Origin of the sequence: Streptomyces sp. NPDC002896, from assembly GCF_040295225.1 — a bacterium.
Classification (GTDB): Bacteria; Actinomycetota; Actinomycetes; order Streptomycetales; family Streptomycetaceae; genus Streptomyces.
Genome location: NZ_JBEOVA010000003.1, coordinates 174,754 through 187,558, shown reverse-complemented (window position 1 = coordinate 187,558; position 12,805 = coordinate 174,754). Strand labels below are relative to the sequence as shown.

Below are 12,805 nucleotides of genomic sequence, written 5' to 3'. Positions count from 1 at the left end.
CCAGGCGCGGTGTTCCGAAGCGCTCGCCGTTATTGAAACGCTTCGAGTAAATCCTGTCCGAATCGTTGACGGGGCCTCACCCTCTCCGTACCTTGTGCCAGCAAGCGCTTGCTTGAAACGATTCACGACAAGTCATGATGTGGCGGGGAGGCCCAACTGTGCGTGCCGACGAGTCTATTGGGAGGCGGAAGCTCCTCAAGGCGGGGGGTGCTTCCTTGGCCACGGTGGGGCTGATGGCAGCCGGCTGCGGGGGAGAGAGCGGCTCGGGCGGCGGCGGGACCGTCACCCTCCGCCACGCCTGGTGGGGCGGCGAGCCGCGGGCGGTGGCGATCAAGAAGTGCATCGCCCTGTTCGAGAAGAAGTACCCGAAGATCAAGATTCAGCCGGAGTTCACCGACTACGCCGCGTTCTGGGAGAAGTTCCAGACCCAGGCCGCCGGCGGCAACCCGCCGGACGTCTTCCAGAACGCCGTCGGATTCCTGCGTAAGTACGACAAGCGCGGCGTGCTGATGGACCTCAACTCCCAGATCAAGGCCGGGAACCTGAGCCTCGACGGCTTCCGCAACGGCGTGGAGGCCAACGGCCAGGTGGACGGCAAGCAGCTCGGCATCCCGGTCGGTGCCAACACCATGTCGCTCGTCATCGACAACAAGGTCTTCGAGAAGGCCGGAATCAAGCCGGAGTTCGGCTGGACCTGGGACGAGTACTTCGACGCGCTCCAGCACATCAAGGACACCCAGAAGATCGCCGGAGACACCGGCTACTTCGGGATCATGTACCTCTACGACCTGTACCTGCGTCAGAACGGCAAGGCGTTCTTCACCGACACCGGCCTCGGGTTCACCGAGGACGACCTCATCCCGTGGTGGGAGGACGGCTACAAGCGCGTCAAGTCCGGTGTGATCTGCGACCCGAAGAAGGTCGCCCAGGTCGCGCCCAAGTCCGCGCTGTCGGCCGGGCTCGCGGCGTCCGAGTTCACGTGGGACAACTTCTCCGTCCGCTACGCCGGCGAGGGCCACCCCAACATCGGCCTCGCGCCGATCCCGAGCGTGGACGGCAAGGACACCGGCCAGTACCTCGGCTCCCTGATGCTGTCGATATCCAACAAGACCAAGCACCCCAAGGAAGCCGCCCAGTTCGTGAACTTCATGGTCCACGACCCCGAGGTCGGCAAGATCATGGGGTACGACCGCGGCATCCTGCCCACCGACGAGCAGTACGAGGCCTTCACGCCGTCCGACGACCAGAACAAGGCGATCGCCGCGTTCGAGGAGGAGTGCAAGAAGGAGGGCGTGCTGGGCAAGATCACCCCGCACCCGTCCGGCGCCGACGTCGCCGAGGCCGCCTTCCTGCGCATCGCGGGCGACATCGGCCAGGGCAAGACCAAGGTGAACGCCGCCGTGAAGCAGTTCTTCAACGAGGCGAAGGCCGCCTTCGCGGCCTGAGGGGACATCGCACCATGACGCTCGTCAAGGACGCCCCCGTCCTGGCCCGGAGCGAGCGCTCCGCCGGCCCCGCCGCAGCCAAGCGGCGGGGCCGGCGGGAGAGCCTCGCCGGCTATCTGTTCATGTCGCCGTGGCTGGCAGGCTTCCTGCTGCTCACGGCCGGTCCGATGGTGGCGTCGTTCTACTACGCCTTCACCAGCTACAACCTGTTCACCTCGCCACAGTGGGTGGGCTTCGACAACTTCACCGCGATGTTCGACGACCCCCGCTGGCGCAAGTCGGTCGAGGTCACCCTGAAGTACGTGGTGATCGGCACCCCGTTGAAGCTGCTCCTTGCGCTCGGCGTGGCGCTGCTGCTGGCGCAGAGCCGGCGCGGCCAGGCCCTGTACCGGGCGGCGTTCTACATGCCGTCGCTGATCGGCGCGAGCGTCTCGGTCGGCTTCGTGTGGCGGGCGCTGTTCTCCGACAACGCGATCGTCGACAGCGGTCTGAAGGCCTTCGGCTGGAACCTGGGCGGCTGGATCGGCGACCCGGACCTCGTGCTCTACTCCCTGGTGGCGCTCACCGTCTGGCAGTTCGGCGCCCCCATGGTCATCTTCCTGGCCGGCCTCAAGCAGGTCCCGCGCGAGCTGTACGAGGCGGCCGAGGTGGACGGCGCGGGCCCGTTCCGCAGGTTCTGGAGCATCACGCTCCCGATGATCTCCCCGGTGCTGTTCTTCAACGTCCTGCTGGAGACCATCCACTCGTTCCAGATCTTCGGCTCCGCGTACGTCGTCTCCGACACCTCCTGCGGTCCGGCGGACGGCACGCTCGTCTACACCTGCTACCTGTACCAGAAGGCGTTCAAGGAGACGCAGATGGGCTTCGCGTCGGCGATGGCCTGGATGCTGCTGCTCGCGGTGGCGCTGGTCACCGCGGTGCTGTTCTGGTCGCAGAAGAAGTGGGTGCACTACGAGGAGGGCGCCAAGTGAGCACCGCCAACGCCACCGTCCGTACGACTGGTTCGCGCCGCCGCACCGGCTCCGTCGTCTGGCACGTCTCCGCCGTCGCGGTCCTGGCCGTCGTCCTCTACCCGGTGCTGTGGGTGGTCGGGGCCTCGTTCAAGCCCGGTGAGGACATCATCGGCTCGCTGGACCTGTTCCCCGCCGATCCGATCCTGTCCAACTTCTCCGGGCTCGCGGACGGCATGGCCAACATCCCCATCTCCACCTTCTTCCTCAACTCGTTGATGTACGCGGGGCTCGCCGTGGCCGGCGTGGTCGTCTCCAGTTCGCTCACCGCGTACGCCTTCGCGAAGATCCGCTTCAAGGGGCGGAACCTGCTCTTCACGCTGATGATCGGGACGCTGCTGCTCCCCTACCACGTACTGCTCATCCCGCAGTACGTGATGTTCCAGAAGCTCCAGCTCACCGACACCTACGTGCCGCTGCTGGCCGGCAAGTTCCTCGCCACGGAAGCCTTCTTCGTCTTCCTGATGGTGCAGTTCATGCGCGCTCTGCCGCGTGAGCTGGACGAGGCGGCCCGGCTGGACGGATGCGGCCATGTGCGGATCTACTGGTCGGTGGTGCTGCCGCTGACCCGGCCCGCGATCATCACCACGGCGATCTTCACCTTCATCAACGCCTGGAACGACTTCATGGGGCCGCTGATCTACCTCAACAACCCGGACCGGGCCACGGTCTCACTGGCCCTCATGATGTTCCGCGACCAGCAGGGCATCTCCGACTACGGCGGCATGATCGCCATGGCGATGGCGGCGCTCATACCGGTGCTCGCCTTCTTCCTCGCCTTCCAGCGCTATCTGATCGACGGCATGGCGACCTCCGGACTGAAGGGCTGAGACGCCAATGGCGTTCCGTACCGATGCAGGCCGGATGACGGCCCGGCAGGCCCGCAAGGCCGGTAAGGCCCGTACGCCCCGTAAGGCTGCCCACGAGTCCGTTTTCGCCGAGCGATTCGGGCTGTTCGCCGAATGCCTGCTCACCGGGGTGTGGATCGCGGTGGCCGCGCTGCCGCTGGTCACGTACCCGGCCGCGTTCGCCGCGGGGGCGCGGCATCTGCGCCGGCGGATCGCCCACGAGGGCGGCGGCTTGCGGGAGTTCGCGGCCGACTTCCGCCACGCGGTGCGCCGCGGCTGGCTCGCCGGTCTCGCCGGGTGGGCCGCGGCGGCCGTCGTCTGGGTGGACGTCCAGGCCGTACGCGCCGGGCTGCCCGGCGGCCGCCTCGTGGCCGCCGTCGGGATCTTCGCCCTGATCGGACTGGCCGTCGCGGGCATGCGCGCTGCGGCGGTCTGGGAGCCCGGAGCGTCCTGGCGGGCCCTCCTCGCGACCGCCGGGCGCCGCACCGTGCTGGACCCCGCCGGATCCTTCCTGCTCGTCGGCGGACTGGTCGTGGTGGCCGTGTCCGCCTGGGTCACGCCGCCGCTCGCGGTCCCCGTGCTGGGGGCCGTCGCGGCGGCCGCCGTCGCCGTCGAGGAGCGGTACCGGCGCCGCTGAACCGCCCACCCGGAGTCTGCGTCGCCGGCCGGCGGGCCCACCTGGTGTCCGCGTCGCCGCCGGCCGGCCACCGGAGTCTTCGCAGGCCGGCGCCCCAGGCGCCGCGCCGCTCATCTGTCATGCCCCTGACCTCCCCGCTTCCTGACCTACCCGCACGTCGAACGGAAAGGAAAGGCCATGTCTCCCATCCCCCGCAGGTCCCTTCTCAAGGCGGCCGCCGTCGCCGGTGCCGCCGCCCAGTTCAGCTGGGCGTTGGGCACGCAGGACGCGTCCGCCGCGACGAGAGCCGAGGCCGCGGCTGCTGAACCGGATCCGGTGACGCTGAACTGGCTCGAGGACGGCGGCCTGGGCGCCGCCCCCGGCTCCACCGTCGGCGTGCCCTGGCCCAAGGGCGCGTACGACAAGGACCAGACCTTCGCGCTGGCGACCGCCGACGGCAAGGAGGTGCCCGTCCAGAGCTGGCCCCTCGCGTACTGGCCCGACGGTTCGCTGAAGTGGACCGCGCACGCCATCGGTCCCCAGACGACCGCCGACAAGTTCACGCTCACCGCCGGGGCGCCCGCCGCGCCCGAGAAGAAGATCACGGTCGACAAGAGCGGCGGCACCATCGACATATCGACCGGTGTCATCACCGCCAAGATCGGCAAGAGCGGCTCCACCCTCGTCAAGTCCGTCACCCGCGGCTCGACCGAGATCGCCAAGAGCGGACGCCTCGTCCTGCTGCGCCAGGGCGAACTCGAGGACGGCGACCAGGGCCAGCAGAAGTACGAGCGATTCGAGAGCGCGATCTCGGAGGTCGAGGTCGAGCAGGACGGCCCGGTCCGTGCCGTCGTCCGCATCGACGGCAAGCACCGCCGCGGCGACCGCGCCTGGCTGCCCTTCTCCATCCGGCTCTACTTCTACGCGGGCGCCGAATCGTTCCGCATGGTGCACACCATCACTTTCGACGGCACCCAGGAGCCCGGAAAGGCCAGCGGCGACTTCATCCGCGGCCTCGGTGTGCGCTTCACGGTGCCGATGCGCGACGAGGCGTACGACCGGCACATCCGTATCGGCGGCGACGACACCGGACTGCTGCGCGAGGCCGTCAAGGGCATCACCGGTCTGCGCCGCGACCCCGGCGCGGCCGTGCAGGCGGCCCAGTTCGAGGGCAAGAAGCTTCCCGACCCCTCCACTTGGGACCAGCGCGTCACCACCCGCCTCCACCTCATCCCCACCTGGGGCGACTACACGCTCTCGCAGCTCTCCGCCGACGGCTTCACGCTGCGCAAGCGCACCAAGGCGGGCCACGGCTGGATCGCCGCGGGCGGCGGCCGCAGGGCGAGCGGCTTCGGATACGTCGGAGGCGCGAGCGGCGGACTCTCCTTCGGGATCCGGGACTTCTGGGAGAAGTTCCCGGCGCAGCTCGACATCCGGGACGCCCACACCGACGAGGCCGAGGTCACGCTCTGGCTCTGGTCGCCCGAGGCGCAGCCCATGGACCTGCGCTTCTACCACGACGGCCTCGGCCAGGACACCTACGCCGAGCAGCTCGAGGGCCTCAACATCACCTACGAGGACTACGAGCCGGGCTTCGGCACCCCCTACGGCATCGCCCGCACCAGCGAACTCCTGTTCTGGGCCAACGACTCCACGCCCAGTCCCGAGACCCTCGCCCAGCAGGTCACCGCCGTCCGCACCCTCCCGCAGCTCGCCGCGCCGCCCAAGCACCTCATCAAGGCCAAGGTCTTCGGCGGCCTCTTCTCCGAGCCCGACCGCTCCACGGACGCCAAGGCGAAGATCGAGGACCACCTGGACTTCCTGTTCACCTATTACAAGGATCAGGTGGACATGCGCCGGTGGTACGGCTTCTGGGACTACGGCGACGTCATGCACTCGTACGACCCGGCCCGCCACCAGTGGCGCTACGACGTCGGCGGCTATGCCTGGGACAACTCCGAGCTCTCGCCCGACCTGTGGCTCTGGTTCGCGTACCTGCGCAGCGGCCGGGCGGACATCTTCCGCTTCGCCGAGGCCATGACCCGGCACACCGGCGAGGTCGACGTCTACCACCTGGGCGAGTGGGCCGGCCTCGGCACCCGCCACGGTGTGCAGCACTACGCGGACAGCGCCAAGCAGCAGCGCATCGCCAACACCACGTACCGCCGCTACTACTACTTCCTCACCGGCGACGAGCGGGTCGGCGACCTCATGCACGCCAACGTCGACTCCGACGAGACGTTCCTCGTCCTCGACCCGATCCGGAAGATCCGCACCGAGCCGTACACACCCGACCGGCACGCCCTGTCGATCGGCTTCGGCACCGACTGGAGCGGTCTGGTGTCGGCCTGGCTCACCGAGTGGGAGCGCAAGGGCCCCAAGTGGGAGAAGGCCAAGGCACGCGTGCTCTCCACCATGGAGACCATCGCCGCCCAGCCCAACGGCTTCGTCCAGGGCAGCGGCCTGTACGACCTCGACACCGGCAAGTTCGCGATCGCCGAGACGCCCGTCGTCGGCGTCTCGCACCTGTCGGCGGTCTTCGGCCTGAACGAGCTGTGCGCCGAGCTGATCGACCTGGTCGACATGCCGAAGTTCAACGAGGCCTATTTCGACTACTGCCGCTACTTCAACGCCACCAAGGCCGAACAGGCGGCACGCTACGGCTCCAACTTCGGCTCCCTGCTGCTCTTCCAGGGCCACTCGCGCCTGGACGCCTATGCGGCCGTCCAGACAGGCGACGAGAAGCTCGCCAAGCGCGCGTGGGACAAGTTCTACAACTCCGACGGCTACAAGGAATCGGCCCCCTGGAAGACGGAGAAGGTGAGCGGACCGGTCACCCTGGTGCCCGGCAGCGAGGCCAACTGGGTCTACACCAACGACACGGCGCTGTACGGCCTCGCCGCCATCGAGAACCTGGCGCTCCTCGGCGACAAGATGCCGTAGCCGGCGGCTAGTCCATCTTGTCCAGCACCTCCCGCACCCGCCGGGCGTCCCGGATCCGCTGCTCGTACGTCGCACCGACCGCGAGCAGCAGGAGCCCGGCGAGCGCGGGAGGTACCCAGCGGGGCAGCGCCCCCGCTATCTGGACGAGGTACGGGGCGAGTTCGTGCAGCGCGTCCAGGGCGAGCACGGTGCCGCCGATGAGCAGCGGCGCCTGGAGACGGTGCCGGGCGCCCAGCAGAGTGACCAGCAGCGCCGCCGCGCCGAGCAGCAGCGGACGCAGCCAGTGCGGATCGCCCCAGGCCGCGACTAGGCTGGGCACGAGCGTGGCGGCGAGTCCGGCGCCGTATGCCGTCCACGACGAGGCCTGGGGGTCACGGCGCCTACGCAGGGCGCCGACGAACAGCGCCGGGACGGTCACTGGCAGCGTGTACGCCTCCGGGGTATCCACGTCCCAGGAGGCCAACCGTACCCAGGTGGCCAGGACGAACAGGGCGGCCGCCGCGTAACCGACGGCGCGGCGGTCGGAACGGACCGCGGTGCCTGCGGCGATCACGCCGCACAGGGCCAGCACCAGGGCGAGCATAGGCGGGTTGGCGACGGTCAGTGTGACGGCGAGCAGTCCGGCGACGGCGCCCGTCACCTCGACCGGCACGGTCGCCGGGGAGCCGCCGAGCCGCGAGGCGAGCAGGGCCGCGGCCACGGGCACCGCAAGGACGAGCAGGGCCGTGTGCTCCGGCCGCCAGCCCGCGGAAGCGCCCGTCGCGCAGGCCAACGCGGCGGCGTACGCGAGCGCGGCAGGGGCCGTGACGGGAGCCAGACGCGCGACCCACGAGGCCGCCGCGAACACCACGGTCAGGGCGACGAGCACCGCCAGCGTCGCGCTCTCGGATGCGAGGGAGAGGAACGCCAAGGAGAGGGAGGTGACCAGCGAGAGGACGGTGGCGGTCGTCTGCACGGGCGGCCGACCGAAAGAAGCCGCGAGCGAGAGTAGACCAACCGGCTGCGAACTGCCCGGGGACTGGGCGGCAGCCGCCGCTGCCGCGAGGGCGCCCACCGTCGTGATGCCCTGGGCCAGGAGACCGACACCGTAAGGGAGTTCGAGCACCGCCGGGAGGACGAGCGCGGTCGCCCAGGCCAGAACCAGCACGCCGGTCAGGGCCCGCGGGCGCCAGGTCGCGTTCCGGATCGCTGCCAGCACAGCGGCGACGACGGCCAGGACGACGGCGGCCGATGCCGCGTGCGGCGGCCACGGAACGTCGACCGTCACTGCCGCGCGGGCGTCCGACGGCACGCCGGTCCAGGGCCGCGCCGCCCAGCCGACCGGGCCGAGGAGCGCGACCGCGACGAGCGGCAGGGCCCAGAGCAGCGCCAGCGCCTGGACCGTGCCTGAGGCCCACGCGAGGCCACGGCGCACCGGCTCGGCAAGCCGCCCGCGTACCGCCGCCAGCAGCGCGACACCGCCCGCCAGATAACCGAGGACCGTCCAGTCGCCGGGCAGGACCACGCGCAGGATCCCGCCGAACGCCGCGACCAGGAGGAGCCCGCCGGCGAGCGCGGTGCCCAGGGCATTACCCGGCTTCGGCAGCTGCAGTGCGGCGCCCAGCCCGATGGCCGCCGCGAGGGCGAGGAGCGCCGACGCACGGGCGGCGGTGCTCGGGCCACCCGCGTCCCAGGAGAGCCAGCCGGCAGCCAGTACGCCCGAGCCGCCCATGCCGTACGCGCCGACGGCGGCGACGACACGCACGGACCTGGCGGTGCTCCGGAGCGCCACGATCGTGTCGAACCCGGCTGTCACCAGCAGCGCGGCCGTGATCCAGTACGGACCAGCGGCGACCGCGATCGCCCAGAGAAGCAGGGGGAGTTGGGCAGCGGCCAGAGCAGCGGGCAGAGGCAGACGGAGCGGGAGGCGTTGGACCCCCTCCCGCGCAGGGTGGTCCGAGGCGGGGGAGGTCAGGTCGGGCAGCAGCCCGAGCCCCCGGCCGTACGCCGCCCACACCCCCGCCAGCACCGCCGACGCGACCGCCGCGTACCCCGTGCCGTCCACGGCCGCGAGCGCGGCCTCGTGCAGCGCGTAGGCGTCGAGAACCGTCAGCGCGAGTCCGAGCCCCGCCACCGACTCGGCCGTCGAGCGCAGCCCGCGCTTCAGCAGCGGCACCGGCGCGGCGAGCACGGCCAGCGTGACCGAGCCGAGCACCAGGGCCCGCCCGGCGATCCCGAGGTGTCCCCAGCTGACCAGCGTGAACGCCGCCGCGGCGACGGTGAGCAGGACGCCGCCGAGCACGAGGAGCACGTTCTGGACGCGCGGCGCGGTGGCCTCGGGGCGGGGCTCGACGGGTGCCTGCGGTACCTGCTGCCGCTGCAGCGCGGCGACCAGCCAGGCGCGCCGGGCCAGCAACTGGACCCGGCGGGCATCAAGTTGCCGCAGCTCGGCGTCGATGAGCCGCAGCTCTTCAGCCGGGGGCGGGATGTGTGTCATGCCTCGGAGTGTGGTCCCCGTCACGTCGTACGGCATGAGTGTGGGTACTCAGCATGAGTGTGAGTACTCAGAACGCACTGATCCCGCGCACGGGAAGGCTCCGCACGGGCAGACTCGGTACGTGGACTGGTGCCGTTACCGCTTCCGCAGCGTCTGGAACCTGCCTGCTCAGCCGGCCGAGGTGTACGCCGTGCTGGAGCGGGCCGAGGAGTATCCGCGCTGGTGGCCGCAGGTGCGCGCGGTGACGCCCCTCGGCGACCGGGTCGGCGTGGCCCGCTTCCGCTCCGTCCTGCCGTACGACCTCGTCGTCACCGCCCACGAGCGGCGGCGGGACCCGGCAGCCGGGGTCCTGGAGATCGAGATGTCCGGTGATCTGGAGGGCTGGGCCCGCTGGACGCTCGCACAGGCCCCAGATGGGAGGGGCACGCGCGCGTGCTACGACCAGGAGGTCGAGGTGCGCAAGCCGGTCATGCGGCGCCTCGCCGTGCCCGCGCGTGGTCTGTTCCGGGCCAACCACGCGCTGATGATGCGCGGTGGCCGCCGAGGGCTGACCGCCCTGCTGAATGCGGTTTGAAGCGAGCCCCCCGGGGCCTGTATGGTTCAGTGCGTTCCCGGGCGATTAGCTCAGTGGGAGAGCGCTTCGTTCACACCGAAGAGGTCACTGGTTCGAACCCAGTATCGCCCACCCGGAGAGGCCGGTCCGCCAGCAGGCGGACCGGTTTTCTGTTGTGCCCAGGTTCCCGTTGTGGCCAGGGTCCTGTTGTGCTCAGGCCGCCGCCGGAAGCTCCGGACGCAACGGCCACGCCGGGTCCACCGCCTCCTGCGAGCCGCTCCGGGCGAACCAGGCCTGCAGCCCGCGCGCCTGTGCCGCATGCCACACCGCTTGCAGCGTGTGCAGCTCGGCCGGCGAGAGCCGCTCCAGCCGGGCTGCGAAACGCCGGCCTATCGCCCGTACGACATCCAGGGCGGCCAGCGCGTCGGCCGCCGCGTCATGGGCGCCGTCCAGCACCACGCCGTAGTGCTCGCACAGATCCGTGAGCGTGCGACGGCCCTTGCGGTAGCGGTCCAGGTGCTTGTCGAGGACCCGCGGGTCGAGCACACACAGCGGGGAGCTCTCCAAGTAGTGGGAGAGCGAGGAGGCGCGATGCCGCCTCAACTCCCGGTCAAGGATCGTCAGATCGAACGGCGCGTTCATCACCACGAGCGGGCGGCCCGCCGCCACATGCTCGGCGAGCGTCCTGGCCACCTCCTCCATCACGGGGGCCGGCCAGCGGCCGTTGCGTTGCAGATGATCCTCCGTCAGACCGTGTATCGCCGTGGCCGCTTCGGGCACCGGGACCCCCGGATTCACCAGCCAGCGGGTCACGCGCGCGCGGAGCCCCGCGGCGTCCTGCACGACGACGGCGGCGGACACGATCCGGTCGGTCTCGACGTCCACGCCGGTGGTCTCGGTGTCGAATGCAACCAGGGGTCCCTCGTACCAGCACGTCATGTGTACACAACTCCTCGTTCACCCTTCGGCAGTTGACGTGCGTCCCCTGCCCCGACCTGGTGATACCCGGCCGTTTGCGGCGTACGCAGGGGGGAGACAACACAGATACGGGTCATGCCACTTCAGGGCCCGTCACGGGGATCCACCACTGCGGAAGGCTTGTTGGAGATGGCGCTCGCGCAGCCCGAAAGGGGCGGGCTGCTGCCCGAGCGGATGGCTCCGCCGCGCGGCTCGCTCGCCACCACCGCCTGTATGGAGACGCTTCAGGTGGGCTATCTGCATGCCGTCGCGGCCGCCGCGGGCTGCTCGCTGTCGCAGCCCTTTCCGGACAACGGCATCGACTGGCACGTCAGCCACAGCACCCCCGGGCACACGGTCGACGACGAGGTGACCATCAAGGTGCAGCTCAAGGCCACGTACCAGATCCCGCCGAACCCGCCGGGGCCCGCGTTCTCCTTCACGCTCGACAACGCGCACCTGGCGAAGCTCGCCCGCACCCCGGTCTCGGTGCACAAGATCCTCGTCGTGATGATCGTGCCCAGGTCACAGGACGAGTGGCTGCGCGCCGGCCACGACCGGCTCGACCTGCGGCACTGCTGCTACTGGATCAACCTCGCCGGGCACCCCATCACCGGCCGTCGCAGGACCACCGTGCGCATACCGACCTCGCGCATTTTCGACGACCGGGCGCTCTGCGAGATCATGACGCGGGTCGGGACGGGAGGGAAACCGTGACGCACCGCCCGATCGACGAGCCCCTGCGCCCCCTCGGCGCCATGCGGCCGCACCCCGCCGACGCCGCGGCGCTCGGCGCGCAGCCGCCCGAGCCCGCCCAGGTCGACCCCGCGGTGCTCAGCGCGCTGCTCCACCGGCACGGCTGGCAGCGTCGCGGCGGCGCCGCCGGGCGGTACGCGCGCTGGACCCCGCCGGGCCCGGGCAGCAGCCGTACGAGCCTGCTCGTACCGGAGAGCCGCGCTTTCCCCGACAGCGACGACCTGCTCGGCGAGGCCCTGGTCGCGCTGAGCCGCAGCGGCACGCCCGCCGCCCGTGAGGTGCTGGTCGGGCTCGCCGTGCCCAGCGACGAGATCCGCTGGTGGCGCGACGTGCCGACCGGGCCCGCGGGCGCCGCCGCCTGGACGGCGGAGGAAGAGCTGCGGACTGCCGCGCGGCAGATGCTTCTGGCTGCCGCCCTGGCGGTGCGCGGGCGCGCCGGGTACTACGGGGCCCGCCACCGTCGCCCTGCAGCGGCGTCCCTCGAGAACGTCCTCGTGGGACCGGCACCGGGCGGACGGCAACTGACCGCGTTCGTGCCCGTCACCCCGGTGCGCCCCCTCGCCGTACGGCTGCACCAGGCGCTGTACGCGGCCCGCGAGGCCATCGACTACCGGCGGGCCACCGGCGGCATGGACGCCTTCGACGGAGCCGTCGAGGCGGGCGTCAGCCACGAGCTGACGGAGGCGCTGATCGCCCTCGTGCGCGGCTCACAGGGCGCGCGCATCGCCGTGGAGTGGGCGCCCGCCGCCGGGGTCCCCGAGGGGGGCGCGACGCCGGCGGAGCCGGTGGAGTTCTCGCCCGGCGACCTGTCCGTCCTGCGTGAGGCGAGCGCGCGCTACATGCGCGTGGAGCCGTCGGTTCCGGTGCGTCTGACCGGCACCGTGGTGCGTATGCGCAGGTCGGGGCCGCGCGGTGACGGTACGGTGCGGCTGCGTGTCATCGCGGGCGCGGAGGTGCCGCACGTACGGCTGACGCTGGACGAGGAGGCGTACCGGATAGCCGGGCATGCGCATCTCGTCGGGCTGCCGATCCGGGTGCACGGGAGGCTGGAGAGCCGCGGCGGCTTCCGGCGGCTGACCGGGGCGTCCGGCGTTGCGCCGGTACAGGTGGACGACGCGGAGCGGGACCGGCTGATGAAGTCGCTCCAGGAGAATCTCGACTTCCTCGAGGAGGCGTGCGGCGCCGACGACTGACCCCCAGC

Annotated in this window: 10 protein-coding genes and 1 tRNA gene; 9 read left to right on the top strand and 2 right to left on the bottom strand. The window is 70.9% G+C overall.

The genetic code is table 11. The annotated features are described in order from the left end of the window. Window positions 1-233 precede the first annotated feature (233 nt). The 5 genes from ABT009_RS05495 (at window position 234) to ABT009_RS05475 (ending at window position 6,862) form a co-directional block, all read left to right on the top strand. On the top strand, window positions 234-1,445 hold the full coding sequence (locus ABT009_RS05495; RefSeq protein WP_351289845.1) for an ABC transporter substrate-binding protein: 1,212 nt from the start codon (window positions 234-236) through the stop codon (window positions 1,443-1,445). Window positions 1,446-1,459: 14 nt separating this feature from the next. After that, window positions 1,460-2,416, top strand: coding sequence for a carbohydrate ABC transporter permease (locus ABT009_RS05490; protein ID WP_351289843.1), 957 nt, complete (start codon window positions 1,460-1,462; stop codon window positions 2,414-2,416). Beyond that, window positions 2,413-3,285, top strand: a complete 873-nt coding sequence (locus ABT009_RS05485; RefSeq protein WP_351289841.1) for a carbohydrate ABC transporter permease — start codon at window positions 2,413-2,415, stop codon at window positions 3,283-3,285. The genes ABT009_RS05490 and ABT009_RS05485 overlap by 4 nt, the downstream gene beginning before the upstream one ends. Window positions 3,286-3,319: 34 nt before the next feature. Next, window positions 3,320-3,940: a hypothetical protein gene (locus ABT009_RS05480; protein WP_351290424.1), complete on the top strand. Its 621-nt coding sequence runs from the start codon at window positions 3,320-3,322 to the stop codon at window positions 3,938-3,940. A 177-nt stretch (window positions 3,941-4,117) separates the two neighbouring features. Then, window positions 4,118-6,862 carry an exo-rhamnogalacturonan lyase family protein gene (locus tag ABT009_RS05475; RefSeq protein ID WP_351289839.1) on the top strand — a complete coding sequence of 915 codons (2,745 nt, stop codon included), beginning with the start codon at window positions 4,118-4,120 and terminating at the stop codon, window positions 6,860-6,862. Between the two features lie 7 nt (window positions 6,863-6,869). On the opposite strand, the gene ABT009_RS05470 is transcribed toward ABT009_RS05475, so the two are convergent. Beyond that, entirely contained in the window at window positions 6,870-9,338 is a 2,469-nt protein-coding gene (locus ABT009_RS05470; RefSeq protein WP_351289837.1) for an SCO7613 C-terminal domain-containing membrane protein, read from the bottom strand. Between the two features lie 121 nt (window positions 9,339-9,459). Between ABT009_RS05470 and ABT009_RS05465 the strand changes: the two genes are divergently transcribed. After that, window positions 9,460-9,912, top strand: a complete 453-nt coding sequence (locus ABT009_RS05465) for an SRPBCC family protein (protein ID WP_351289835.1) — start codon at window positions 9,460-9,462, stop codon at window positions 9,910-9,912. A gap of 39 nt (window positions 9,913-9,951) precedes the next feature. Continuing rightward, window positions 9,952-10,023, top strand: a tRNA-Val gene (locus ABT009_RS05460). An 81-nt stretch (window positions 10,024-10,104) separates the two neighbouring features. Here ABT009_RS05460 and ABT009_RS05455 read toward each other — a convergent pair. Continuing rightward, window positions 10,105-10,830, bottom strand: coding sequence for a 3'-5' exonuclease (locus ABT009_RS05455; RefSeq protein WP_351289833.1), 726 nt, complete (start codon window positions 10,828-10,830; stop codon window positions 10,105-10,107). Between the two features lie 168 nt (window positions 10,831-10,998). Between ABT009_RS05455 and ABT009_RS05450 the strand changes: the two genes are divergently transcribed. Both ABT009_RS05450 and ABT009_RS05445 read left to right on the top strand, forming a co-directional pair. Next, window positions 10,999-11,565 (top strand): DUF4365 domain-containing protein, encoded by a 567-nt coding sequence (locus tag ABT009_RS05450; RefSeq protein ID WP_351289831.1) that lies wholly within the window; start codon window positions 10,999-11,001, stop codon window positions 11,563-11,565. Beyond that, complete coding sequence (locus tag ABT009_RS05445; protein ID WP_351289829.1) at window positions 11,562-12,797, top strand: hypothetical protein; 1,236 nt, start codon at window positions 11,562-11,564, stop codon at window positions 12,795-12,797. Before ABT009_RS05450 ends, ABT009_RS05445 begins: the two co-directional genes overlap by 4 nt. The last annotated feature ends 8 nt before the right edge of the window (window positions 12,798-12,805 follow it).

Bases quoted from the DNA above. Each gene is read 5' to 3' on its own strand.
- ABT009_RS05495 (WP_351289845.1), top strand. From the start codon at position 234: ATGGCAGCCGGCTGCGGGGGAGAGAGCGGCTCGGGCGGCGGCGGGACC.
- ABT009_RS05490 (WP_351289843.1), top strand. From the start codon at position 1,460: ATGACGCTCGTCAAGGACGCCCCCGTCCTGGCCCGGAGCGAGCGCTCC.
- ABT009_RS05480 (WP_351290424.1), top strand. From the start codon at position 3,320: ATGACGGCCCGGCAGGCCCGCAAGGCCGGTAAGGCCCGTACGCCCCGT.
- ABT009_RS05475 (WP_351289839.1), top strand. From the start codon at position 4,118: ATGTCTCCCATCCCCCGCAGGTCCCTTCTCAAGGCGGCCGCCGTCGCC.
- ABT009_RS05470 (WP_351289837.1), bottom strand. From the start codon at position 9,338: ATGACACACATCCCGCCCCCGGCTGAAGAGCTGCGGCTCATCGACGCC.
- ABT009_RS05455 (WP_351289833.1), bottom strand. From the start codon at position 10,830: ATGACGTGCTGGTACGAGGGACCCCTGGTTGCATTCGACACCGAGACC.
- ABT009_RS05450 (WP_351289831.1), top strand. From the start codon at position 10,999: ATGGCGCTCGCGCAGCCCGAAAGGGGCGGGCTGCTGCCCGAGCGGATG.